The organism is Peribacillus sp. B2I2, from assembly GCF_041261685.1.
Taxonomy (GTDB): Bacteria; Bacillota; Bacilli; order Bacillales; family DSM-1321; genus Peribacillus.
In genome coordinates this window covers 2,031,335-2,057,808 of the sequence record NZ_JBGCCB010000001.1, presented here as the reverse complement: position 1 = coordinate 2,057,808, position 26,474 = coordinate 2,031,335, and the positions used below count along the sequence as shown (strand labels likewise).

Annotated in this window: 26 protein-coding genes and 1 pseudogene; 2 read left to right on the top strand and 25 right to left on the bottom strand. The window is 37.9% G+C overall.

Annotated features, from left to right (window positions below; translation table 11 throughout):
* Positions 1–91 precede the first annotated feature (91 nt).
* The 3 genes from ABIE66_RS10375 to ABIE66_RS10365 form a co-directional block, all read right to left on the bottom strand.
* On the bottom strand, positions 92–946 hold the full coding sequence (locus tag ABIE66_RS10375; RefSeq protein WP_370014628.1) for a MurR/RpiR family transcriptional regulator: 855 nt from the start codon (positions 944–946) through the stop codon (positions 92–94).
* A 269-nt stretch (positions 947–1,215) separates the two neighbouring features.
* Positions 1,216–1,809, bottom strand: coding sequence for an FMN-binding negative transcriptional regulator (locus tag ABIE66_RS10370; protein ID WP_370014627.1), 594 nt, complete (start codon positions 1,807–1,809; stop codon positions 1,216–1,218).
* Between the two features lie 169 nt (positions 1,810–1,978).
* Complete coding sequence (locus ABIE66_RS10365; RefSeq protein ID WP_370014626.1) at positions 1,979–2,881, bottom strand: DMT family transporter; 903 nt, start codon at positions 2,879–2,881, stop codon at positions 1,979–1,981.
* A 160-nt stretch (positions 2,882–3,041) separates the two neighbouring features.
* Here ABIE66_RS10365 and ABIE66_RS10360 point away from each other — a divergent pair, with 160 nt between their 5' ends.
* Entirely contained in the window at positions 3,042–4,418 is a 1,377-nt protein-coding gene (locus ABIE66_RS10360) for an aminotransferase-like domain-containing protein (protein WP_370014625.1), read from the top strand.
* A gap of 363 nt (positions 4,419–4,781) precedes the next feature.
* On the opposite strand, the gene ABIE66_RS10355 is transcribed toward ABIE66_RS10360, so the two are convergent.
* On the bottom strand, positions 4,782–4,967 hold the full coding sequence (locus tag ABIE66_RS10355; protein ID WP_289324628.1) for a YjcZ family sporulation protein: 186 nt from the start codon (positions 4,965–4,967) through the stop codon (positions 4,782–4,784).
* A gap of 175 nt (positions 4,968–5,142) precedes the next feature.
* Between ABIE66_RS10355 and ABIE66_RS10350 the strand changes: the two genes are divergently transcribed.
* Complete coding sequence (locus ABIE66_RS10350) at positions 5,143–5,325, top strand: hypothetical protein (RefSeq protein ID WP_370014624.1); 183 nt, start codon at positions 5,143–5,145, stop codon at positions 5,323–5,325.
* A gap of 133 nt (positions 5,326–5,458) precedes the next feature.
* Here the strand turns inward: ABIE66_RS10350 and ABIE66_RS10345 are convergent, their stop codons facing one another.
* From ABIE66_RS10345 to ABIE66_RS10245, 21 genes and pseudogenes are all read right to left on the bottom strand, one after another.
* Positions 5,459–5,617, bottom strand: coding sequence for a hypothetical protein (locus ABIE66_RS10345; protein WP_156324934.1), 159 nt, complete (start codon positions 5,615–5,617; stop codon positions 5,459–5,461).
* 557 nt (positions 5,618–6,174) lie between these two features.
* On the bottom strand, positions 6,175–7,494 hold the full coding sequence (locus ABIE66_RS10340; protein WP_370017016.1) for an MFS transporter: 1,320 nt from the start codon (positions 7,492–7,494) through the stop codon (positions 6,175–6,177).
* 941 nt (positions 7,495–8,435) lie between these two features.
* Positions 8,436–9,242 carry a sugar phosphate isomerase/epimerase family protein gene (locus ABIE66_RS10335; RefSeq protein ID WP_289324625.1) on the bottom strand — a complete coding sequence of 269 codons (807 nt, stop codon included), beginning with the start codon at positions 9,240–9,242 and terminating at the stop codon, positions 8,436–8,438.
* A 29-nt stretch (positions 9,243–9,271) separates the two neighbouring features.
* Positions 9,272–10,591 carry an MFS transporter gene (locus tag ABIE66_RS10330; RefSeq protein ID WP_370014623.1) on the bottom strand — a complete coding sequence of 440 codons (1,320 nt, stop codon included), beginning with the start codon at positions 10,589–10,591 and terminating at the stop codon, positions 9,272–9,274.
* Between the two features lie 210 nt (positions 10,592–10,801).
* Positions 10,802–12,169: an MFS transporter gene (locus ABIE66_RS10325; RefSeq protein WP_370014622.1), complete on the bottom strand. Its 1,368-nt coding sequence runs from the start codon at positions 12,167–12,169 to the stop codon at positions 10,802–10,804.
* A gap of 265 nt (positions 12,170–12,434) precedes the next feature.
* Positions 12,435–13,247, bottom strand: a complete 813-nt coding sequence (locus ABIE66_RS10320) for a dioxygenase family protein (RefSeq protein ID WP_370014621.1) — start codon at positions 13,245–13,247, stop codon at positions 12,435–12,437.
* 27 nt (positions 13,248–13,274) lie between these two features.
* Positions 13,275–14,468, bottom strand: a complete 1,194-nt coding sequence (locus tag ABIE66_RS10315; RefSeq protein ID WP_370014620.1) for a thiolase family protein — start codon at positions 14,466–14,468, stop codon at positions 13,275–13,277.
* Between the two features lie 4 nt (positions 14,469–14,472).
* Positions 14,473–14,811, bottom strand: coding sequence for a DUF3870 domain-containing protein (locus ABIE66_RS10310; protein ID WP_370014619.1), 339 nt, complete (start codon positions 14,809–14,811; stop codon positions 14,473–14,475).
* A 75-nt stretch (positions 14,812–14,886) separates the two neighbouring features.
* Positions 14,887–16,002: a muconate cycloisomerase family protein gene (locus ABIE66_RS10305; protein WP_289324619.1), complete on the bottom strand. Its 1,116-nt coding sequence runs from the start codon at positions 16,000–16,002 to the stop codon at positions 14,887–14,889.
* Between the two features lie 20 nt (positions 16,003–16,022).
* Positions 16,023–16,655, bottom strand: coding sequence for a 3-oxoacid CoA-transferase subunit B (locus ABIE66_RS10300; protein WP_289324618.1), 633 nt, complete (start codon positions 16,653–16,655; stop codon positions 16,023–16,025).
* Entirely contained in the window at positions 16,648–17,337 is a 690-nt protein-coding gene (locus ABIE66_RS10295) for a CoA transferase subunit A (RefSeq protein ID WP_370014618.1), read from the bottom strand. The genes ABIE66_RS10300 and ABIE66_RS10295 overlap by 8 nt, the downstream gene beginning before the upstream one ends.
* A 21-nt stretch (positions 17,338–17,358) precedes the next feature.
* Positions 17,359–18,078, bottom strand: coding sequence for a carboxymuconolactone decarboxylase family protein (locus tag ABIE66_RS10290; protein WP_370014617.1), 720 nt, complete (start codon positions 18,076–18,078; stop codon positions 17,359–17,361).
* A gap of 14 nt (positions 18,079–18,092) precedes the next feature.
* Positions 18,093–18,779: a cyclase family protein gene (locus ABIE66_RS10285; protein WP_370014616.1), complete on the bottom strand. Its 687-nt coding sequence runs from the start codon at positions 18,777–18,779 to the stop codon at positions 18,093–18,095.
* Between the two features lie 240 nt (positions 18,780–19,019).
* Positions 19,020–19,853 carry an alpha/beta fold hydrolase gene (locus ABIE66_RS10280; protein WP_370014615.1) on the bottom strand — a complete coding sequence of 278 codons (834 nt, stop codon included), beginning with the start codon at positions 19,851–19,853 and terminating at the stop codon, positions 19,020–19,022.
* 284 nt (positions 19,854–20,137) lie between these two features.
* Positions 20,138–20,599, bottom strand: a complete 462-nt coding sequence (locus ABIE66_RS10275; RefSeq protein WP_370014614.1) for a pyridoxamine 5'-phosphate oxidase family protein — start codon at positions 20,597–20,599, stop codon at positions 20,138–20,140.
* Positions 20,600–20,657: 58 nt separating this feature from the next.
* Positions 20,658–21,234: pseudogene (locus ABIE66_RS10270) on the bottom strand (non-oxidative hydroxyarylic acid decarboxylases subunit B).
* Between the two features lie 55 nt (positions 21,235–21,289).
* On the bottom strand, positions 21,290–22,777 hold the full coding sequence (locus ABIE66_RS10265; RefSeq protein ID WP_370014613.1) for a UbiD family decarboxylase domain-containing protein: 1,488 nt from the start codon (positions 22,775–22,777) through the stop codon (positions 21,290–21,292).
* Between the two features lie 130 nt (positions 22,778–22,907).
* Positions 22,908–23,735, bottom strand: a complete 828-nt coding sequence (locus ABIE66_RS10260) for a MerR family transcriptional regulator (RefSeq protein ID WP_370014612.1) — start codon at positions 23,733–23,735, stop codon at positions 22,908–22,910.
* Positions 23,736–24,031: 296 nt separating this feature from the next.
* Positions 24,032–24,289, bottom strand: coding sequence for a hypothetical protein (locus ABIE66_RS10255; RefSeq protein WP_370014611.1), 258 nt, complete (start codon positions 24,287–24,289; stop codon positions 24,032–24,034).
* A gap of 256 nt (positions 24,290–24,545) precedes the next feature.
* The gene (locus ABIE66_RS10250; RefSeq protein WP_370014610.1) at positions 24,546–25,199 is read right to left on the bottom strand and encodes a Vat family streptogramin A O-acetyltransferase; all 654 of its coding nucleotides are present in this window, start codon (positions 25,197–25,199) and stop codon (positions 24,546–24,548) included.
* A gap of 16 nt (positions 25,200–25,215) precedes the next feature.
* Positions 25,216–26,112, bottom strand: coding sequence for a Vgb family protein (locus ABIE66_RS10245; RefSeq protein WP_370014609.1), 897 nt, complete (start codon positions 26,110–26,112; stop codon positions 25,216–25,218).
* Positions 26,113–26,474: the final 362 nt, after the last annotated feature.

Here is a 26,474-nt window from a genome sequence, read left to right as displayed (position 1 = left end):
ATCGCAGCCTAAACCTATCATGGTTGCTGTAATATTAGGATTTTGGGCTGTATATTCACCTCCTTTACATGAATTTTAACTTCATTAAAACTCACTCATTAAACACTTCATAGCTTGAATATAGATTTTCTAATTTTTGCTGATGGGTATGGATCCGTTTTGCGTCTTTATCATGTATGCCTGCAATAACCAAGTCCAATAAGCTAATAACGGAAGCGATTGAATTGGTTCCGGTCTCTGCGTTCTCTTCAGTTGTCAGTGCAATATCAGAGATACGACCAACAGGTGACAGGAGGCGGTCTGTAACTGAGATTAAACAAACTCCTTGTTCTTTGGCGCAATCAGCAACTTTTAATGTTTCATTCGCATATCTTGGAAAGGAAAAAACAACTAAAACAGACTTGTCAGTGAGATTACAAAACTTTTCATAGAAGTCACCTGTTGGTGAACATAAACTTACATTTTCCCTTAATGAACTTAGCGTATAGGAGAACCAATAGGCGGCAGCATGGGAAATCCGATGCCCTGCAATTAATATTTGGTCAGCCTTTATCAGGACATCGACTGCTTTCCATATATCCTGAACGTTCGTATGATCTAATAGATGTCGTAAAATATGTACTTCGTTTTCTATCACTTTGGTAAATGGATCTTGCTTGTCATCCATGCGGAGAATGGCATCCCCATTGGACATATCTATTTGAGTTTGGTGCAGCAGCTGTTTTTGAATTCTGTCCTGCATTTTACTAAACCCTTCAAATCCTAATGAATAGGAAAACCGAATGACCGTTGTTTCACTAACCTCCGCTTTCCGACCAATTTGAAAAGCCGTTTTAAAGGCGGCTTCATCCAAATTTTCAATCAGGTAAGCGGCAACTTTTTTTTGACCTGTCGATAAATGGTGAAATTTTTCTTTCACTAATAATTTAAAAGGAAGATGTTCCATAATATAACTCCTATTCTGATGAATTAAATACTTCTTTACAAAAAAATGTTGAAGTTAATACTTCTATATTTTATACATTATCACAACTAAATTAGAAAAAGAAGAAGTTTTTAGATTTTTTTGATAATTATTAATATCAGTCACGGCAACAAATTTGTCATTAAGATCGTATTAAGTTTTAGAAACCAGATTTTGATTATGATCAAGTTTTTTCCACAAAAAGAGCGTTAATCCATACTGGATCAACACTCCCGCTAGTGCAGTACCATTCAAGGTAGTTTTTTTAGGTTTCCTCTCATTAAAAGTGAAATCTGTTCCAGTTGATTAACGATCAGCTCTTGTCTTTGCAATGGATGGTTTTGACTTAACTTTGCTTTCGTTTCTATTTTATTGATTTTCATTTTAAATCCTTGAACTCCTTTGTTCATGCCAGTGAGAAACACAGGATCTACATCTTGCAAACTGTATGAACTGTCAGGAGCTTCGTACTTCGACACCATATCATGTAGAGAGCTCATTAACTCATGTTCATCCTCTTGCAGTTCGACTTCTCCGTAAACATGAACGGTCACATAATTCCATGTTGGTACGGCATTATTCGTCTCATACCATGATGGGGAGATATAACAATGCGGACCATGAAAAATAGCTAAGACGGTTTGATTTTTGATGTCTTTCCATTGAGGATTAGGACGAGCAAAATGTCCATATAAGTATGAATTATCCTTGTTTAAAATTAATGGTAAATGAGTCGCAAAAGGTATTCCATTATGTTGAGAAAAAAGAGTAGCAAAACTATGTTCCCTCATAATATCGAAGGCAAGTTTTTCGTCATTAATTTTAAAATGTGCAGGAATATACATGTTTTTTCTCCACTTAGAATTTTTTCTTATCATTAAGATTTATATAAGATAACCGTTTTTCAACCACAATCCTCATTATTCATGACAACACCCATTACAATTCGATCGTTCCATAAGCTATATGCCATACGATTCATTTCATATTTAGCTATCTGAATTGAACATGCAGTTAGTTTTTCTCTGATACAGCTCCTTTTATTGATACGTGAGCATTTTTGCCTAATATAACAGAAAAGACAACAATCACTGCTATTCCAAGAGTGAAAAATGTGATGGATTCATCTAGAAATACTGTTGCAAATAGAATCATTAAAAATGGTTGTAAGTATTGAATCTGACTAACTCTTGCTATTCCTCCCATAGCCATTCCGCTATACCAAGCAACATATGCTAGAAATTGACTAACCACTGCGAGATAAATTAAACTTACCCAAGCTTGTAAAGGGGCATGGAGCATATTAGTTGTAAGGTTTAGCCCTACTGGAATAATGAAAAATGGAGCACCAATCATAATTGCCCAAGCAATCACTTGCCAGCTACCTATTTCTTTCGCTAATTTCCCCCCTTCTGCATAACTAAGTCCCAGTATAATTACTGCTGCCAATAAAGCTAAATCGGCAAATTGCAATTGTCCGAATCCAAGATGAAGTGCATACATAATGACAGCTAAAGAGCCGATCATACTTGAAACCCAGAATTTGCGAGAAGGGATTTCACCTGCCCTAAACATAGCAAATCCGGCTGTTGATAACGGTAACAGGGCTAATTCCACAGCCCCATGAGAAACAGGCAAGGATTCCATTGCCCAAGAAGTGAGGAGAGGAAATCCTAAAACTGCACCAACAGCAACAATAAGTAGACTTTTAAATTGCCCTGAAGAAGGTAGTTTTTCTTTTCGAACGATCAATACCACAGCTACTAAAATAGCAGCAACAACTGTTCTTCCTAAACCGACGACCGTAGTCCCAAAATACGCTACAGCAATACTTGTAGCAGGGAGCGTTAAGCTAAAACAAATGACACCCACTAATCCCAAAAACAATCCTAATTTCGCTCTGGTTTCTCCCTGCATCTTACCCAACCCCAGTCTTTATATTTTGTATCATATCTGTACCATCGTTTACTTATCTTAAAAACAGTTCTGATATAATTAACATACTATGAGTACTTACAATAAAAATAAACCATTTTTTTACCTATCTGTCCTGGTACAGTTGAAAGGGGATCAATAAATGAACTCAAAATATATTAAGATAATGGAAGAAATTAAGCTTCGACTAGCAGAAGGTTCGCTAATTGCAGGTAGCAAACTCCCTTCTGTTCGTCAGTCATCCGAGTATTTTTCATGTAGCAAAAATACAGTCATTAAAGCATACGCCGAACTTGAAAAGGAGCATTTAATTTATTCTGTTCCTAAAAGCGGCTACTATGTTGTGAATGAATTTCAAAAAGCGACGGAAGAAAATGAGGTGATTGATTTCTTGTCTGCAGGTCCAGATAAAAATGTTATGCCTTATGTGGAATTTCAACATTGTATGAATCAAGCAATTGACCAATATAAAGAAGAGCTTTTTACATACTCTGATCAACAAGGGCTTTACTCACTACGAGTACAGTTAGTGAAATATTTGCAAAATTTACAGGTGTTCACTCAACCTGAAAGGCTAGTCGTTGTGTCTGGCTCGCAGCAAGCCCTTAATTTATTGGTTTCTATGCCATTTCCAAATGGGAAAAACAATATTCTGATTGAACAGCCTACTTATTTCGGATTAATTGAGTCCATCAATCTGCATCAAGCTACTACTTTTGGGATTGAATTATCGATGGAAGGGATTGATCTTGATCGTCTGGAATACATTTTTCGAAATAATGATATTAAATTTTTCTATATTATCCCGAGATTTCACAATCCACTTGGACATTCTTACACGAATGGCGAAAAGAAGAAAATCGTTGAGTTAGCTGAAAAATACGATGTGTATATAGTGGAGGATGATATTTTAGGAGACCTTGATCCAAATCCAAAATCAGATCCTTTATTTTCTTTTGATCCTTCTGGGCGAGTGATTTATATTAAAAGCCTTTCGAAAATTTTTCTCCCAGGGTTAAGGATTGGTACTGTCGTTCTTCCTGCATTAATGATTAACAATTTTTTACGATATAAATTCAGTTCGGATTTTAATAGTTCAGCACTTTCTCAAGGTGCGCTAGAAATCTATTTAAAAAGTGGTATGTTTAATAGCCATCTCAAAAAAGTAAAAGAGGTATATCGTACTAAAATGCAACTTCTTCAAGAAGCATGTGAATTATTGCTGCCGGCTAATACTTCTTTTTCCAAACCGACTTCAGGATTCTATCTATCCATCAGTTTGCCCGAAAATGTGAAAGCAAAACAGGTAGTTCATATGCTAAATGAGCAGCATATATATGTAGATGATGCATCTAGAATGTTTTTAGCTGAATATAAAAAGGAAAATCTCGTTCGTTTAAGTATTTCTCAAGTGAACGAAAGCCAAATTAAACCAGGGGTAGAGCGATTGGCTCACTGTATTGCTTTGATTGACAGTAGAAAAAATCATATTACTCCAAATAACTTTTTACTCATTTAGTATGGGTAAGTTTAAATTGGGGGTATCATCACAGGATTATGCCGCTTAAGAAATATGATCAAAACGTTTGTTTATGTGACTTAGAAGTTGTGCAATCATTTGAGAGACCCAAATCTACAACTTTTAAATAAAATAAGACCCTCTCAAACCGATGATTTTTGGAGGGGTCTTTTTATTTAACTTGTCTCCGAAGTCTTGAAAACTGCCACGTTATGAAACTAAACTCCCCATATAGTTGCATTAGAAAAAGAGCTGCTGATTTAGCTCCTCAAATCATCACCTTCTTTCAAGCTATGTAACAAAGGGACAGATTAATTGAAGAAGCCGACCAATAAAGAGTCGGCTTTTTTTCATATACTATTTTTAACAGAAACCGCCATACCCTTGAACGGCGCCATAACCGCCACCGTTACCTCCATCACCACCGAAGCAAGCAGCTCCAACAATGATTAAGAGTATAAACAATACAACTATAAATGCGAAACCTCCACCAAATCCACCAACACCGTTATCACAACCACAACTTGATTCATGACCACAACTTGACAATAAAAACATCTCCTTTTTTGTTTAAGGGGGAAAATAATTAAATGGGTTACTCCACCTTATGTTCTAATTAAGATAATGACACAATAATACCTAAAAACTTATGCGAAATTCACATTCCTTTTATTGACCATCCTTACGAACTGAAATCACCTGACACGGAATCGACCATATCTTCATGAGCCGATTCTTACGGTTTTCGGTCGTTCGATTTGGCGGCAGCAGCCGTAATTGGTATAGGAAGGAACCTACGGAATGTAGGCGAAGCATCATACAGGTAGTCGTTATCTCATCATTTAATGCCGAAGCGACACGTACAGAATGTAAGGAAGCGGTTTTTTCCTTACTTTACAGTCTGTAGTGCCAAGAAGGAAGTTCAATAAGAAAAAGCGTCCATACTTTCTTGTAGAGACGCCCCATTGTTAAAAATTTAAATGGTAACAAACAAAATTAACCAATCGTTCAAGTCGTGTATTCTTAAAACAAGAAACTATTTATTCCATCATCTTCCTCATATTCTGTATCTCAATATTAATCTTCCGTATTTGCTTGTCAATTTCATCAATTTGAAGGTCAGTGGCTCCCTGTTTTCTTTTTTCCAACAGTTCATCTCGTAATCTTTTTAAAAAAACCACTCTACCTAACAAGCCCATCTCATACCCACCTTTGTTTATAAATTTCTTTAACCAAAGAGGACTAATTTAAATTTGTTAACTTTCTGGACCAGTGCCTCAAATGAATGTTCATTTCCCCATTCATTTTTCCTTTATAACTAACCACTTCAATAAAACTCATTTCTGAGCTATAGTCAGACATAACAGAAGGTATTTTAATAAATATAATTGGTAATGGAAAAAAAAGCAATTGACATGTCAGGTTAAGTAACATAGTTTCAATGACCATAATAATCAACTAATATATTTTCTGGTTTAACTAGTACGATGACAAATTATATCGACCGAGGATAGCTTTCCTTCTGATTTTTTCTTATCATGGAATGCTCTAAGCTTTTTGTTTCTTGAACTCCTTATGCCGCAAAATAAGGCAAGATACAAGCAATTGTAGAACAACCTCCAAAATAATTATCTTTCTTCATATGTAAATATTGATATTAAAAAAACTCATAACAGTTTCCTATGAAGTATAAATTACTACCCATGGAGATCTGTAATGAGCTATTAACCTCTCTTTTTCACTTTAAAAATGGCATTTATTCATTTTCGGGTATTTCAATCCTTTTAACATCGCCTACAATGAAGATGTATGATAAAGCTCCAATTAAGGCAACTACACCTACGAAAACGATAGCCCCATTAAATGAATTAGTTGCGCTCAAAATTATTCCAATGACGATAGGCGTAACAATTGCTGATAAGTTTCCTGCAAAATTAAATATCCCGCCTGCTAATCCGACTAGCTCTTTTGGAGCCATATCCGAAACCAGAGTCCATGTAATGGCTGACATTCCTTGTGAAAAGAATGCGAACGACATAACCGCGATAACCAAAGCAATAGACGTTGTATAGTTGGCCAGTATAATTGTACAAGCACCCAACAATCCAAGGATAATTGGGGTTTTACGTGCAACACCAACGGATACTCCACGTTTTACCATTTTATCTGACCAATAACCACCTACAAGCACTCCAATCCCTGCCGCAATGTATGGAATAGAACCAACAAAGCCAGCTTTTAGCAGAGTAATCCCTTTTTCTTGAACAAGATAGCTTGGAAACCAGGTGAGAAAGAAGTACAGAGTTGATGCAACGGCAAATTGTCCAATATAGATACCCCAGAATTGACGATGCTTAAAAAGATGCCGTGCCTTTGACCAATTAATTTTTTGACCTTGACCAGCGCTTTCGGCGAGTCCGCCTCCTTCACGTATATAATCCATTTCTTCCTTGTTTATATACTTACTGTCCTTCGGATCCTTGTAAAACTTGTACCAAACTAAAGCAAAAATCAATCCAATTATACCTGTTACTATAAAGATTGAATGCCAGCCGAAAGAGGACAATAGCCAAAATAGTAAAGGAGTCGCGATTGCTAACCCTACATATTCACCTGCTGTGTATACCCCAGTAGCTAGCGCACGTTCCCGTTGTGGAAACCAAGAGGCGACAACACGGCTGTTTGCAGGAAAGGCAGGTGATTCTGCAAATCCAAGGCCAAGACGAAGTCCGAATAAGGTCCCAAAGTTTTTGGCAAATCCTTGAAGGAGAGTAAACAGTGAAAATAATATAAGAGAGATGCCATATACCACCCGAGGGCCAAAACGATCGGTAAGCCATCCTCCGGGAACTTGCATGAACGCATACGTCCAACCAAAAGCAGATAGAATTAGACCTAACATAGCTGGATCTAATCCCAAATCATCTTGAATAGCAGAAGCGGCTACTGCCATATTCGTACGGTCAAGATAATTTATTGCAGTTCCAAAAAACAAAAGGGCAAGAATCATAAATCTGGCACGAGATGGTTTTCTATGTTTAATGGATATAGATACATTTTCATTTTCCACTTTCAATGGTTCGCTCATAGTAACTCCTCCTTAAGATTTTCTTTTTTTAAAACCTGAAGTCTTCCCTTCTGCTGGTTTATCCTATATTCTCATTTTTGGGTCATAACCATCTTGAACTTAATATAATCAAAAATTGTAAGGATCTTAAATAATGGATCAAATTTATTGCTGTTTTTATGAATTAATTTAGGACGCTCAAATATAACGCTTACATTCCTAGAAATGAATCGTTTAACCTTGAGCCTAGCTAATAAGGACACCCATCATCAATTTTAAATTTAATAAACATCTTGGTTTACAGAAGCAGCTACTGCCATGTTTATACGGTGAAGATAATTAATCTCACTTCCCAACAATAGCTCATCAATTTTAAATCTAGCAGGTGATGGTTTCTTTTTTTAGTGGGAATATGTACATGTCATTTCCCGTTTTTCATAAGTTGACTCAAATTATCCCTTTTCACCACAATTTAGTTAAAATAGAAAGCTGAGAATAACACCCCTAACTGTGTTACAGTTAGCCCTAATTCTTGCTGTAGAGTAGAACTACCACAGACAGGTTCTCTCGTTCCATATAGTTGATAGTGGTCGCACAACCATTTTACATTTCCCCAGAGGCTGTGATTAAAACACATTTATTATGAAAAGCCACCAAATATGGCAGCTTTCACTAATTACTTCAATTGTTCAATTATTTCAGCACCATAAGAGTTGTCGATTATGCAGAGCCATGTACCACTGGAATCCATTTTAAATCAATATGTCGCGCTTCTTTCCATGGAGAATTCGACTGACTTGTTCAGGTTCAAGATTTTGTATTCAACCTCTCGCAAATGAGGACCCTCTTATACTACTGGATATTCGACTGCATTGTTGTCGTATCAATCTCTTAAGATTTTAATAAAAGATGAATTTCCCACCATTATTTTTCATCTAAAATACATAGAATCAATATGTCAGTTGTTGTTTCCATTGTTCTAGTGAGGCAAGCAAGTTAGGCATTCCTTCCTGACCAAAATATTCCAAAGAAACAAAGCCTGTATAATTTCGCTTTCTCAATTCTTCGAGTAAGCGAATATTGTCAACATCCCCACTAAAAATGGGTGCCGGCTTGTTTTTATAACGCTCTTTATGATTGTAGTGATAATTTTTTAAATGTACATGGCTGACATGAGGGAAAATGGATTCCAATACCTCTTTCGGATTCAATTGATCAACGTATAAGTTTGCTCCATCGAAAATCAGTTTTATCCGTGGATGGTTGATATCTTCTAAAAGCTTATGTATGGCTTCGAGGTTATCAGCAAAGGAGTCATAGTGAATTTCTATTGCAACATCCACTCCATAGAGATCTGCCATTTGCCCTAATTTATTTAATTCGGTAGCCGTTTCCGACCATTGCTCTGGTGAGGCATTCCTTGATGCTATATGCCCAGCGAACGTCCGTATTAATGGACAGTTTAATTGATGGGCCATATCTAACAATGTTCTTGCTTGATTGATTTCGTTTTGATGTTCTTTTTGGTTCCAGAGTTTCGAAAAAGTCGTATATCCACTAATGGAAGGTATTTGTAAATCATTTTTTTCAAGTAATTGGACTAATTTGTCTAGTGGTCCGTGCTTCTCCTGATATCGTTCTATATGTTTATTCCATAATTCAAGTCCTTTAACATCCGCTTGCAACGGATGCAGCCAATTTATTATTTCCTCTATATCCCACTCTTTAAATCCTGTAGTGCATAAACTCAGTTTCAATGTAATTCCGCCTTTCTCCTTTTATTTTTTCATTCAGTGATTTCTATACGCCTGACTTTTCCTAGAAGAAAGATATAAGCAAAAGCACCAATTAGGGCCACTACGGATATGAAGGTTAGCGCTGCTGCATAAGAATGAGTCGCACTAATGATTAAACCGACGATTAACGGTGATAATGCCCCGCCAATATTAGCTACAAAATATAGTGAGGAACCCGTTAGGCCTACCATTCCTTTAGGGGCAATATCAGCTAAAAGAGCACCGGTAACCGTTGATGCTATCGCCATAAAGGTGATGACCATGTTTGGTGAATCTGTATAATTCCCCCCGAGGATCAAACAAGAAAGTAACAATCCGACAATAATGGGCAGTTTACGGGCCATTCCGGTTGATAACCCGCGTATTATCATCCAATCGGAACATCGGCCGCCAATGAGAGTTCCTAGTATCGCGACAATGTATGGGATACTGGCATAAATTCCTGTTTTTAACATTGTCATTCCCTTTTCATCAATCAAATAGGATGGAAACCAAGTCATAAAGAAAAACAAAGTAGTTTGAATGGAAAATTGCCCGATGAACATTCCCCAAATTTGACGGTGTTTAAGCAGTTGGCCCATTCGTTTCCAGGAGAACGGATGCTTCTCTTCAGTTCCGATCATCCCTCCGCCTTCTTTGATATAATTTAGCTCTTCTTGAGAAATCCACTTATGTTCCCTTGGGTTCCGATAGAATCCATACCAAACAAATCCAATAAGAATCCCTATAATTCCGGCGATATAAAAAAGGTAATTCCAGCCAAATGTTATGATAATCCAAGTAAAAACTGGAGTCAGGAAGGCTAACCCAATATATTGGGTACCCGTATAAATCCCTACAGCTGTAGCCCGTTCTTTTTTAGGAAACCACTCGGATACACACCAGGCATTTGTAGGAATGGAAGGAGATTCAAATGCACCGAGTCCTATGCGATATGCAACCAGTGATGATATACTTTTCGCGGTTCCTACCATGAATGTAAATACAGACCAAAAAATCAAGGAAACCGTGTATACCTTTCTAGGACCAAATCTATCAAGAAAGTAGCCGCTAAATAACATGGAAAAGGTATAACTCCAGCCAAAAACGGAAAATATGATTCCCATTAAAGCCGGATCTATTTGTAAATCGGCTTGAATATTCGGAGCCGCAAGCGAAATGATGGCACGGTCGATGTAATTAATGCAAGTGACTAAAGCAATTAGAAATAAGATAAACCATCGAACAGTTTTCTGTTTTCCTTTTATTGATCTGTCAGTTTCCAGTTCCGATGTGCAATCTTCTATTATTGCCTTTAATTCTGAGCTCAATATTTCCCCCCCTAACCTAATACCCAACACTAGTACATCGTTCTACTAATTTTATTGAAATTATATAAATGCTTGTATATTTCCTGCAATCACTTAGCAACCTGGGTTTAATATTTTCAAGAGCAGCTCCTAAGAACTTAGAATAGCAGATTCCCCTTATTGCAAAGTTAAACAACTAAGGGGAAGTATTCCGAATTGTGAATCATTTCTTTAGTTAGTTACAGCCTTCTCTGATTCTACCTCTTCATTATCCTCCTTGACTACCCTGTCAAAAGATCCATATTTCTCTTGGACAAGAAGATAACCGATTGCTGCGATGATACTTGGAAGGGCAAATGTAGCAAAAGCCATCTTTGGATTCATGCCTGTTGACAGAAGAAAGGCAATTAAAGTAGGAGCGAGGATTGAGCCAATCCTGCCTATAGCTTGCGAATAGCCCATCCCCGTCGTACGGATCTCACAGGGGTAATATTCTGTGATATACGGATTGGCCAAGTTCATGGCACCTACAGTGCAGGCACCCCCCACGAAGATCAGTAAATATACTCCGACGGTATTAGTCGTAGCGCTCAATGCGACAAAGGTAACGGCCCCTATCAAGAATAGTGTAACAAGAATTTTACGATGTCCCATTTTTCCAGCATAATAACCGCCTACTAAGGAACCTCCAATTTGACCAAGGCATAAAACCAGGTTAAATGAAAGGCTCGAGGTGATACTGAATCCGGAATCCTGCATCATTTTTGGAAGCCATGTATTTAATCCGTAAGCCATCATCAATGTACAGAACACAGCCACCCATATTGAAATCGTACTGAATGCCCGTTTGTTCGTGAATAGTTTTTTTACTGGAGATCCTTTCCCCATCTGTGCAGCTTCATTAAGCCTGAAATCGTCTGTTTCTTTAAAATCCCCTTCTGGTTTGACTTTATTGAGGATTTCAACAACCTTACCAATTTCCTTCTTTGCTAAATAGTAGGAAAGGGATTCAGGAAACTGCTTCATGAAAATTGGAAGTGTAAGTAATGGGAGAATTCCAATAAAGTACAATACACGCCAATCCGTATAAGGAACGATATACATTCCTACTAACGATGCCATGATTCCACCGATTGAATAGCCACAATACATCGCAGCTACAATGATGGCCCGATTTTGTTTTGGGGAATATTCAGTCATTAGCGATATAACATTCGGCATCAAGGCACCCATGCCAATTGCAGCAATGAAGCGCATGACGGTGAACCATGTGAGGTTGGGTGCAATCCCTGCCCCCAAAGTAAATACGCTGAACAAAATCATACAAATAACGAGAACATTTTTCCGGCCATATTTATCTGCAATCGGTGCTAAAATCAGGGCCCCCATCATCATGCCAAATAAGGAATAACTGCCGACTGCCCCTGCCTGAATGGAAGTTAAATTCCACTCTTCCATCATCCATGGCAAGCCCACACCATACATCGCAATATCATACCCGTCGAATGCGATGGCATAAAAGCACCAAAGAAAAACAAGTAAATGAAAGCGGTTAAATTTACTGACAGCAATAATATCCGAAGCAACTACACTACGCATTTTCCGCCTCCCACCCTTTTAAAAAATGTCCGTTCGAATGTTTTTTCCGAGTTCCAATACAGGAACTCGGAAAAATCTAAAAAATCAGATAATATATACTAAGATTGTTCATTAGCAAACTATTTCAATTTCATTACCCACTTAGGCACTTTCGTTTAAAAGGATCAATCCCGGTTATATATAATTTTGAAAAGATTCATGGGTATATATACTAAGGGAACAAACACTTTTTTCAAGATTCTTGTCTGCATATTCTTAGGGATGATTAGTTTTTCACGACAGCTTTATTGAAAACAGGTTTATCTTGTAATCTAAGCTCAAAATCTAAATGAGCTGTATAATATTCATTTTTCAATCCTTTTTCAGCACCGGAATGTTTTTCTAACTTTGTAATTAAGCTTCCGCGAACTCCTTGTGCAACATCATTTTCTAAATATTCGTCGCCTTCAAAATAAATTTGAGTTACTAATCTATCGCCATTTTCCGGTTGGAATAACAGGTGCAAATGTGCTGGACGAAATGAATGATGATCAATCCACTTTAAGAACTGACCAGAAGGTCCATCTGTTGGAATTGAGTAATTACCCGGTACAACTGTTTTAATTTCGAAATTACCATTCGCATCCGTATAAAAAACACCACGTAGATTATCATTTGGAATTCCTTCGGCGAAGTATGAATATTCACCATTTGTATCGGCCTGCCACATATCTATTTTTGTATTTGCCAACGGATTTCCATTAACATCTTTCACAGATCCTGAAAAGTAAAGGGCGTCACCTGGTTCATTTTCACGTTGTGGCAGCACTCCAGGATTTTGAACGACTGGCGTATTTTCAATGTAATATGGTCCTAGAATAGTAGGTTCAGTTCCTTTTACACTTTTATACATTTCTTGAAGTGCATGAGTTTCAAAGAAAACATCCATAAACAACGGAATTTCCCCTGCCCTGCCTAATTGATCCATCCAATCAACAAGAGCTTGATAGTCATTATGATCAATTTCGTATTCACTGACTAATTCCTTGAATTTAACTACCAATCCATTATAAACGTCGATTACTTTTTGATTCTTCATAATAATTCCTCCAATTTTTATAAGTTTTTATATCTGTTTATTTTCAATAATCGTACTGATTCCCAATCCACCTGCTATACATAGTGTGATTAGCCCATATCTTTTTCCGGTTCTTTCTAGCTCATGTATCAATTTGGTTGCTAAAATTGCACCAGTGGCACCAATTGGATGTCCCATGGCAATGGCACCGCCGTTAGGGTTCACCTTATTCATATCAAGGTTCAATTCTTTGATCACTGCCAAAGCTTGTGCAGAAAAGGCTTCGTTCAGTTCTATTAAATCAATATCATTCAGTTTCAACCCTGACTTTTGAAGCGCTTTCAAGGTAGAGTCAACAGGCCCCAGCCCCATGAAATTCGGTGATACGCCTGCTGCAGCTTGAGCAATCACTCTTGCTTTCGGCTTTTTACCACGCCTTTTGGCTGCTTCTTCCGACATAAGTATCAGAGCGGATGCACCATCATTCCTTCCACTACTATTTCCAGCGGTTACCGTTCCATTTTTCTTGAAAACCGGTTTTAAACTAGCCAACTTTTCCAGACTGGTTTCTCTTGGGTGCTCATCCACATTAAATTCCATTAACCCCTTTTTCGTTTTAATTTGATAGGGAACGATTTCTTTCGAAAATATTTCCGTAGAAATTGCCCGTCTTGCATTTTCCTGGCTCCTTAAAGCAAATTCATCTTGTTCAGTCCTTGAAATGGAATATTTTTCAGCCAGATTTTCTGCTGTCATTCCCATCGTTAACATACCGTAATCTTCTATGGGCTGTGAACCTGGCTGGCTTTCCGTATTCGGGTCCAATAACTGTCCATTGCCTGATTTCAACCCAAAACGGATATTTCTCATATAGTATGGAGCCGTGCTCATTGATTCCGCTCCACCTGCAATGATTACATCTCCAAATCCGCATTGTATTTGTTGACTGGCAGAATTGATCGCCTGGATGCCGGATCCGCATTGTCGGTGAACGGTATAACCTGGTACTTCCACAGGGAAGCCTGCCCTGAGCGATGCAACCCTTGCCAAATTTGACGCGTCTGAACTTTGTTTGGCTTGTCCCATAATCACTTCATCAATACTCTCTTTAGGAATATCCGCTCTCTTGATAACTTCATCAAGGACAGCGGCTGCCAGGAAATCGGCAGGAACATTTTCCAATGCTCCCCCTAATTTCCCTATAGCGGTGCGAACCGAGTCTATAATAACTACATTGCTCAACTTTCTACCCCCTCCTATTTTTATTTCTTTCTTCTAAACTATCCTTATATCTTTGGTGAGCTATTTTCAAGGCAACAATCACCGACTGCTGCGATGGAGCCAAAAAGTCCGTTTTAATATTATCTATTAAGGAATCAATATCTTTACTAAAATCAAAACCAACTATCATTCGCTTAAAAAAATCCTGGGCCAAAGTTGTTAAAAACGTAAATTCTGCATTAATGATAATGTGACTTTCCTTGTGGATTTCAAGTACCATCCCAGCGTATTTATAATTTTCATACATGCTCGTATTTTGCGGTGCCTTCGCATAGGCGGTGATTAATAATGTTGGCTGTCCCATATAAAACTACATCCTCTCAAGATTACTTGCATAAACCAGTGGGTGTTCCATAATCCCCTTTCCAGTTTATATTAATTAAAGACCTCTTGAAAAATGTTTTACTTTTTCCATATCTATCTCCATGCCAAATCCTGGCCCATCCGGGATGATTATTTCAAAATTCTCATATTTAATTTGGTTTAGCGTAATATTTTCTTTGAAAAGTAACGGTCCAAATAATTCAGTACCGAATTCAAATTTTGGAATGGTTGAATAAAGTTGTGCACAAATGGCCGTTCCTAATGATGATTCAATCATCGTTCCGCCATACAAACCAAAACCTACACCTTCTGCAATCGCAGCCACCTTTTTCGTTTGGGTCATTCCACCATGTTTACATATTTTCAACGCAAAGGAATTACCTGCTCTATGTTTAGCTATTTGGAATGAATCTTGTAAAGTATTCAATGATTCATCGGCCATGATCGGAACCTTAAAACGTTCGGTCAATCTTGACATCCCTTCATTATCCCAAGCTGGCAGCGGCTGTTCGACCATGGAAACCCCACCTTCCTGTAAAGCTTCAATGCAATACGTAGCCGTTGTTTCATCCCATGCTTGATTAACATCAACCGTAATGCGGGCTTGATCTCCTACTGCTTCAATAATTTTCAATACATGCTCCACATTCTTATATGGATTACCTTTGCCAATTTTCAATTTAAAGATATTATGACGTTTTTGGTGTAAGGATTCTTTCGCTTCTTCGATATCTTTATTCGTATCCCCACTTGCCAAAGTCCATGCCACCGGCAATGATTTATGAATTTGCCCTCCGAATAATTCATAGGCAGGGATGTTTCTCCTTCTAGCTACTAAATCCACCATGGCCGATTCAACGACAGCCTTTGCAAAATTATTCCCTCTAACATTAAGTGAAACCTCATGCATGATTTTGTCATAATGGATTGGGTTTTTACCTATGATAAGTGGGGCGATATAAGTATCAATATTCACTTTTATCGCCTCAGGCGTCCCCTCACCATATGAAGCCCCGCCTATTGTCGCCACCTCTGCCCAACCTTCCGCTCCCTCTTCATCCATGACACGGGCAAGAATGATTGTTTGTTCCACGATCGTATGCATGGCAAGCTGATGAGGACGAATTGTGGGTAAATCAATAATGTATACATCTACTGAACGTATTTTCATTTAATCCACCTTTTTAACATTTAATAGATAAAATCCGCTTCCGTTTTTGCTCTTACTTCTTCGATCGTTACACCGGGCATCAATTCAATCAGGTGCAACTGTTTGTCAATAACTTCAAAGACAGCCAATTCAGTGATGATCATGTCAACGCTTCGATTGGATGTAATGGGGTAGGTGCACTCTTTTAAAACTTTACTTTGACCTTCCTTACTTGTATGTGTCATTGTCACGATCACTTTTTTGGCACCAACCAATAGGTCCATCGCTCCTCCAACACCCATGATATTCTTGCCAGGCACCGCCCAATTTGCAATTTCCCCGGTTTGACCTACCTGCAAAACACCTAAGATAGCAACATCGATGTGGCCTCCACGGATCATTGCAAACGATTCTGCACTATTAAAGAATGATGCACCAATCGATTCCCCTACTGGTAACTTGCCTGCATTTACTAAATTGGGATCGATTTTATCTTCATCCACTTCTGCAACCCCTAATAATCCATTTTCCGTATGGAAAAAAACATTTTCATCATCAATGTATTTTGCAACCAAGGTCGGAATCCCGATTCCAAGGTTCACTATACAAGGACCCGTCAATTCTTTTGCCGCGCGTCTTGCTATCATATTTTGCATTGATTCTTTTTCACTCATAATCTTTGACACCTTCCTTCGTCAGGAATTTCTTTGCCTTAATAATTCCATCGACGAATAGATGCGGTGTTACAATCTCCTCTGGCGAGAGTTCACCAGGTTCAACTATCTCATCCACTTCTGCAATTACGACGTCTGCGGCTGTTGCCATAACCGGATTAAAGTTTCGAGCAGTTTTATAATAAACAAGATTACCAAGCGCATCTGCCTTCCATGCCCTGATCAAAGCTACATTTGCTCTTATGGCAGGTTCAAACATATATGTAGCCCCATTTATCTCCCTTTCTTCTTTTCCTTTTGCTAAATCGGTCCCTACACTCGTTTTCGTATAGTAACCGCCTATGCCAGCACCGCCAGCACGAATGGATTCCGCTAATGTCCCCTGTGGTAAAAGTTCTAATTCAATTTCACCACGTAGGTAAAGCTCCCCAATTTCACGATTGCTTGTAAAATAAGAACCAATCGCTTTTTTTATTTTCTTCTGACTTAGGAGAACTCCCAGACCTTTCCCTTTCTCGCCTAAATTGTTACTGATGACAGTTAAGCCTGCTACATCCTTTTTGGCCAAACCATCAATTAAAGTAAGAGGGGCACCGATCAAGCCAAACCCTCCAACCATTAATGTATGACCGTTCTTCACACAAGATAAAGCTGCTTCTATATCTTGATGTACTTTCGTCATGTTTTCCCCACCAATCTCACGTTACTTATTTTCTATTAATGAATCACTTGCTTCAAACCAAGCAGGTATTCCAGCAGTCAATAAGCAAATTAGTCCCACTTCCGCTAATTGTTCTTCCGAAGCTCCATTTAACCTTGCCGTCTCCATCCATTCCCCAACCTGTTTCCCTTTTAATTCTGTAATGAATATTCCTGTCATCAGGGTATGTTTTAGCTTTTTTGTAACGACTGAATCGCTTAATATATAATCTTTGAGGGAGTTTTGGTCTTCAGATTTAACCAGTTTCAAAACATTCGAGACGAATGCCGTCTCCTCATCACCTAATAGCTCAATCATATAAAGCAGGATTTCTTCTGCTGTTTCTTTATGGCCACTTATTTCGGGATATCGAATGCCTTTAAGTGTAAGGGCATATTCCAAAGACTTAATTCCTATACTTAAGGCTTTAGTTCCGTTATATAAGTATGAAACAATTAGGTATTCCACCAGTTCCGGTAATGTTGCTCCACCATCCATTGCCCCTTTTGTATGGTAAACCATACTCCGTTCATACAACCTCGCAGCATTCATGCCTACCAGTAAGATGTCTTTCTCCTTCTTCGTCAAGGCTCCCTCTTGCATGATGTTACTGCGTAAGTTTGTATAGTGATCAAGTGCATTTGGGCTATAATCGTGCATTTTTTGCACCCAGCCTGGTACCACATCATAAACTTCTTTAAAATACGATAATCCTTCGCTCATTCGTCTGCACCTCTTTAAATTAATTGAGAGTCAAGTATCGATAGTGCTCTAATAGGTGAGGCTGTTGCATTTTTTAGTTTTAAAGGGATCCCGAAAAAAAGAAAGCGAGAGTGCTTAGGTAATTTTTCCAGATTCACTAGATTTTCGACGATATATATATCATTGTTCAGTAACTTTTGATGAATTCCACTTTCTGAATCCTGGTTCGAATCGGCATTGGGCAAATCCAACCCGACAATATGTACTTGCTTTTCGATAAACCATTCAGCCACACTATCATCTAAAGCCTGCGCTTCAAAAAAGCCTTCTTTCCCCCATTCTTGTCCCCATATCCTGATGAGGACAATATCGTCTTTTTCAACATATACTCCCTGCCTGCGTTCCGCCTCTTCAAGTAAATCTTTCGTAACAGGTTCATCTGTTGCTTTTAACATGCTTACATCCAGTATGAGGGCATCCCCAAACATGTTCTTCAGCTTGATGTATTCAAACGAGTCCTCATTTACAGAGAAATGTGAAGGTACATCGACATGTGTCCCACTATGATCAGAAAAAGAGATCAACTTGGTACGGAATCCTCTAGGAAGAGAATCATGTTTTCCCTTATGTTCAAGAGGTTCATCTTTAATGCCTATTGCAGGTAAATCATTATTTGTAACTAGACCATCGTACAGTTCCAATGTTAAATCAATGATTTTCAATGGTAAAACCCCCAAATTCATTAAGCGTTTACATTATCACGACAAAAATGGCTACCCTAAACATTACTATCAATAATTGACAGCAGGTGTTTAAGGTAGCCATTTGTTCACCAGTTGTTATTAAAAAAGGTTATTTTTTAATAGCTAGTGAATAGGCAATAATTAAGTTTATTTTATATTCTAAATATTACACTATTTTCTGTTAATTTCAATATTTTTTTAAAAATTATTTTTTAAAAATTAAATTCGTTTTAAGAAAGACTTTATCCCTTCATTAATTTCCACTCTATTTTCAAACACCATTGTATAGTGGTTACAAGTTGAAACGATCGTTTCAATATCAGGTGTATATTTCTTTGTATCATCATAGGCTTCTTCATAAAATAATGGAGGAAAATCCCCTATTTTCCCACTGGCATAAACCAATAAGGTTTTACAGGTAATTAGACTACAAACTTCTTTAGGGACAAAAGAATAAAAACTATTGAAATCTGAAAGAATGCTATCTTCTGATGATTTATTCTCCCAGTGACCATCCACTTCATGAACCTCATACTCCACCACACTTTGCAGATGATCCGTCCATTTGATACCCAAACGGCTATAGATTTCCTTAATTTCCGCAATATAACTTTCTTGAGATTCATATTCTTTACTTAATCGGCCTAGTGATGGTTGTACGATGTCCCTTTGTTGTTGAGAGGAAGTGGCCGCACCATCCAATAATATCAGGGCTTGTACCGAGGTTAATTTACTGGCTACAACGCTTGAGATGAATGCTCCCATTGAATACCCAATCAAAATTGGATTATTAATCTTTAACTCCTGAATTAACTCAATTACATCCTCTGCATGATTGAAAATAGAAGACTGCTCATCTGCACTTGAACTATTTCCTCTCCCTCTCAAGTCAATCGAAATAACTCTGTACTCGTCTTTTAACATTTCTGCATAATAATGCATTTGCTTATGATTACCCGTTAAACCATGTATGGCGATGATTGTCCCTTTCGTTCCTGGATAATCTGCAATTTGGATTCTATGATTCCCCAATTCCTTTACATACATTTCCATAGTAATACTCCTCCATATCCTTGATTATCAACATAAACCAGCCAACCTACATATTTAATAAAAAAAAGCTATCTTAACTTAACCATCAAGGTAACTTGATCGCGAAATTAAGATAGCCAGTCACTTCATTAATTTTCATTAAAAAAGGGCTTTCTTTAATGATTAATGAATAGGCATGATATATATACATGTAATGGTTCCATTTTACAGGAAGTTCATATTATTTCAAATATAATTTGATAATTTCGATTTCTTTGTAACTAAAAGTTGTTACTTGGGGAATTTTATTGAAGGAGGTCCTCTATGGTCTCACTCCATCGTTCTACGACTTCTTTGGAATTTTTCAAGTCGATTTTAATTCCAGAGGTTATTTCAGCATACTTAGCAATATCCTCCCGTGCCTCTACTATTTTGGCGTAGAACCTTTCTCTTTGGTACCGGGCATTTGGCAGCTCTTTTAATCTCTCTATCGATAGTCGAATATAATGAGCTTTCCCTTTCCAAAACAAAACCAGTGTAGCTTTATGGGTACGAATGACATTGGTTGTAGTCGAAGTATCCGGCCATAGACCAATCCTTAATTCCCCACGGTTTATTGCTACGATCTCACCCACACTAATCATAGCAGTATGTGGCCATCCTTCTTCACTTACCGTCAACAACATCATGGCTTCATGCTGTTTGTCGGCCAATTCTTTGCCATTTAACAAGGTGAATACCTCTACTGGCATTTCCATTCCATTCATTTTTTCACCTTTTTCTTTAATTCCCCAGTAATTAACACCAAGTCCCCTGGCAATTGTATTATATTTTGGCGCGAATTTTCATTCCGTCCCATCGCTTCGCACCATGAGCATCAATTTCAAATTGATCTAACGCCCTATAAGCAAGATGATCAATGATATCGTTAACGTTCTCAGGATGATTATAGAAGGCTGGCATCGGAGGGAATATAATGGTCCCCCATTTTTGAAAGCTCCGTCATATTCTCCAAATGAATCGTATTTAGAGGAGTTTCTCTTGTCATTAGCAATAATTTTTTTCTTTCCTTCAACATGACATCAGCAGATCGCGTTAACAAATTATCGGCAAGTCCCATGCGAATGGAAGCAAGTGTTTTCATACTGCAAGGTGCTACGATCATTCCATCAACCCGGAAAGATCCACTTGATATTCTTGCTGCTTGATCTTTGTAAGAATAGGAATGATCAGCTAATCCCTCCACGTCTTTAACAGAATATGAGGTTTCATGTTGAATGGTGGCATGTGCCCAAGGGGACATGATTAAATGGGTCTCCACTTCACTGCTTTTAAGCATCTGAAGAATCCTAATTCCGAAAATGGCTCCAGTCGCTCCTGTTATCCCAACAATGATTTTCATTAATTCCCCTCCTTATTCATTAATCATTGAATCGAAACTTTAAAATATAGAGAACTTATACATTGGAGAATCCAGGCACAAACCGCCTTGGATCTACCTCTTTAAATTCAGACCTTTTAAATTCATCTTTTAAATGAAACGGTACTGTACAGTCAAAAATGGTCTTACAGGAAATCCCCTTTTCCTGAATGGTAGGACTGTATGCGGGATCTTGTGAAGGATCTAACGGGTGACAGCGCACTCCAGGAATGAAAACCGTATCCATATCACCTTGGTAACGAGTATTTAACGCCCATAAAACATCATTACTATCGAAGGGATCCACATCTTCGTCCACTATGAATACATGCTTTAGTTCAGAAAAGGCAGAGAACGCCAATAGTGCAGCTTGTCTTTGGCGACCTTCATCACTTGGCTGCCTTTTCTTGAATTGAAGAACAGCCATGTATTTACCTCCTCCCGAAGTATGGGCATAAACATTCAATAATTTGCCTGGCATTGCCTTTTCCACCATTTGCAGAATGCTTGCTTCAGTTGGAATGCCAGCCATATTCACATGTTCTTCACTTGGACCAATAACTGTTTGCATGATTGGATTGACACGGTGTGTTACAGCTTTCACTTTGATTAGAGGCAGTTCCGCAACAGCTGAACCTGTATAACCAGGGAATTCTGGCATTGCTTTTCCAGTATTGGTGTTTTGATCTTCCCGAACGCGCACTCCGGGAACCAATTCCCCTTCAATTACATATTCAGCATTTGCGATAGCTTTTTCATCAATGGTCAAGCATTGGACCAATTCTACCGCTTCTTTCCTGATCGCCCCTGCAACACTCAACTCATTAAAGCCAAGGGGAGTCGTAGGTGCTTCAAAACAAGCAGCGACTTCAATAGCAGGGTCAACACCGATACTAATGGAAATTGGTAACGGTTTTCCTGCTTTTTCAGCCTTTTCACGAAAAACTTCTAAATGGCGGCCAGGAACAAAATACATGGACATCTCATCTTTACTTTGTAAACATAAACGATGTATCGTTATATCAGATTCACCCGTTTCTGAATCGGAGGCATAGCACATACCTATGGTGATATACGGGCCTGCATCTTCCTCTGTATTCGTAGGCGCAGGTATTAACTTTCTGATATCGAAATCCGGATCTTCTGCATAGTGAACCACTTCTTGAGCTTTAGCTTTATCATTTGAAATGGTGATTGGATCAATTGGATTTTTTACAGCTTCATTTAAAAGAAACCCCAGTCGCTCCGGTTTTGTATTCAGCATGAGGCCGACTCTTTCCCGGCTGGCTAAAAGTCCAATCACCACGCTTGAATCTTCATGCCCCAATACATGATTGAAAACCATGGCAGGTCCAATTTTTGTTGGCCGCATTACTGTTCCGCCAGCACCTACATGACGATAAACCCCAGATAATTCAGCATGAGGATTGACTGGTTCATCCGTTTCAATCAATTGTCCTGGAATGGACTTCAGTAGTTCCAAGGCAGAACGTAAATCTGTCACTTTATTCATTTTTTCAGCCATAAAAAGTCCCCCTATCACTTTATGATCAGTATCCTATGTATCAATCAAATTCAAATAACCTATATGTTATCGGTTACAATTGATATTCTAAAGTGTATTTCTACTATACAGTCAATGGATATTTGAAAATTCAAGTAATTTTCTCTACAGGGATTTGCAGCTGACAAAAATCAACACTATTATCATTCTCGTAAAAGGTCGTATCCAATAAGCAAGCGTCCACGACGTCCCCTACAATTCTATACTGATTTTCACCGATCCAATGAACCAATTCATTTAAAAACTCAATGTTATATGGCATTCCGTATTTATACACACATGCATATTGCCCAGCAGGCAACGTCATCATGTTATCCATATCAGAATCTATAAAGGGTAATGAAGTATATATTCCCGCACCCTCGAAAACATCATCCGTTCCAAGCTTATCCTTTAAAATAACCGTGCCAAATCCCTCTGACGGAAGCATCTCATGTTTACTTAATACATTCCAAGCTTTCATCAGCGTTAAATGTAATTCTTCACGGCACAATTCATTTTCAAATGGTATAAATAAGACATGCCTTTCAGGAAATTCTTCTATAATAGGTTTATCCAATTCACTTTTAATATTTTTGGCTTCTGAATATTTCATTAATCTCTGTTGAATAAATGTACGTGTATTCATCAAGGCATTTATTTCTTTATCAATGAATTCTTGATGAAATTCCAAAAGTGACATGGCAGTAGTTAAATTCCGATTTCCTATATGGTCCTTAATATCATTCAGTTTGATGCCAATCGACTTTAAAAAGCAAATTTCCCTTAGAAACGGAATCTGAACTGCACTATAATATCGATAACCATGTTCATCTATATGTACAGGTTTAAATAATTCGATCTTATCGTAATAAATGAGTGTTTGCCTTGAGATACTGTGAATGGAAGCCATTTCACTGATTGATAAGTAATCTCCCAAATGTACTCCTCCTCTGCAAAGCCTTTTTGTGAAGTTCTTTCTAAATCTTACATTTACCGTTATCTTCCATTATTCATATGCGGAGCCATGTCCTGTTGGAGAGGGTCGGTTTAACAACATCTATCCTCCCCTAACTTTACCATTTTTTCTTTTAAAATGAATGGAATTTAAAAGGCCCTTTCTATCGAAAAAACTGGATCATATCAACTTCTTCAGTTATTACAGGAATGCTGCCCCGTTTGTTGCACAAGAAAAAGAGCTGCCAAAGCAACTCTCTTATTAAAGTTAAGCATCTGTTAGTTGATTAACTTTTCATACGATAAAATTACTATTCCACATATTACAGATACTCCCAAAAATGAAAGTACATAAAAATGAGAAGGCGTAACACTCACAAACTCTATCTCGTTTTGAAGGGTTTCTACTTTATCCCATGCACTCTTTACATCTGGTTTATAGTTTTTTGTTTTAATATAACCGACTAACATCACAACGACTACATAGATTACATGAAGAGAAAATGAACCTATAATTGCTTGAAGAACCACCTTCATAACGCCCCTCCCTTTTTATTCATTTCACCATATTCAGCAACATGTGTTCTTGAACTATCCTGCCCCGTAAGTTGCATAAAGGGGTTCCGACAACACTGATTTACAACGTTAAGGATATTCCAGTATCAAAAAACAATTTCTCAGTGATAGTAATAAGAAATTGGGATTTAATTATGCAACAATTGCCCCCGTTTGTGGAACCAGAAACATATTTCTTTTTCTGCCGAACGCGGATTCTCTGAAGTTCTTCACTTTGTCATATTTTATTTTTTAAATTTCTTAGATTCTCCATGTCTCCATTTACTATCACATCTATATGAGCAGAAATGATATCAATATCCAAATCCCACCATTTAATTTCCAGTAATTCGTTAATGATTTCTTCTGAGAAACGGTTTTTAAGTTGCTTTACAGGATTTCCTCCAACGATAGTGTAAGGTTCCACATCTTTGGTAATAACCGATTTGGCCGCGACAATTGCACCATCCCCTATTTTTATTCCAGGCATTATGACAGTATCCATTCCAATCCAAACGTCATTTCCAATTATGGTATCACCTTTAAACGGCAACTGATCTAACGTTGGTGTATATTTCCCCCAACCGTGTCCGAAAATATTGAATGGGTAGGACGAAAAACCATCCATTCTATGATTAGCTCCATTCATAATAAACGTTACACCAGGTGCTATTGCACAAAATTTGCCAATGACAAGTCGGTCACCGAAGAATTCGTAGTGATATAACACTTGATCCTCAAAGGTTTCACCATTTCTTGCATCGTAATACGAGTATTCACCCACAATAATGTTTGGTCTAGTAATTGTATTTTTTATAAATTGCACAACGCAATTTCCTTTAATCGGATATTTATCTTTAGGATTTGGCCCATGTTGCCTATTTGATTCCATGGATATCCACTGCCTTTCAGGAATTGTATAATACACTTAGCCGACCTATTTTATTGCATTCCTCAGCGAACCAAATGGCACCGTCAGGTCCTAATATAATTCCATGTGGCTCCGCATTTTGTGTAGGAATTAGATATTCCGTAATTTCACCTTGCATTGAAATTCGACCAATTTGATTTCTTCCCCATTCAGTGAACCATAAAGCACGGTCAGGACCCGTTACTATTGCGTGTGGGCGAGCATTTGCAGTAGGGATGGAGTATTCACTTATTGTTCCAGAGGTAGTAATTCGACCGATTTTATTTCCGTTAATTTCCACAAACCAGAGTGCATCGTCCGGTCCACTTGTAATACCTACAGGACCAGCATGTTTTGTTGGCAAAGTGTAATTAGTCACTTCTCCGAGCATCGTAATCCGACCAATTTGATTACTCTGATTCTCTGTAAACCACATGGCACCGTCAGGTCCAGCAACAATAAAAGAGGGATAGGAGCCAGGACTCGGTAAATCATACTGAATAATTTCACCTGATGGTAAAATTCTCCCTATACTATTTCCATTCATTTCGGTAAACCAAATGTCTCCATTGTGTCCTTCAGTTATTCCAAAAGGTGCTGAATTTGGACTCGGGAGAGTATATTCGATGATTTCACCTGTTACTGTCAGTTTTCCAATTTTATTCGCCCTATTTTCCGTGAACCATATATCACCCTGAGTTGTGGAGGTTATAGATAGGACACCTGCATCAGGTGTAGGAACAACGAAATGAGTAACTTCACCGTTAACAGTCATTCGACCAATTTGATTTGCTTTATGTTGTGTAAACCATAGCGCACCATCTTTTCCCGTAGTTATTCCATAAGGGCCAGAATCTTTGTCAAGAAGTTCGTATTCGTCAATATTTATCTCCACTATAATCCTCCTTCTTCTTATATAAAATTCTTCTAGTAATTCGTTACAAAATAATGGATATCCTGCAAAGAAGGTTTTACTTCTTATTCAAGAATATTCTTCAACTAACTGCCCCGTTAGTGACATGAGAAAAAAGGCTGCCTCAGCAACCTTCATTATTGTAGTAAAGCAAGCGTTCCTCTAATAAGCAAATCCAACTATAAGATGACTATATCAGACCGTTTTTCTAGTTTGTTTACTTTTTCTTTTTACCATAACCTTTCCATCTTCTATCCCTTCAACAAACTATAAGATCTTTTCCAGTTCCTCTAATCGTATAGCCTTTCTAAGATATTTTATATATTTATCTACAACTGTATCTG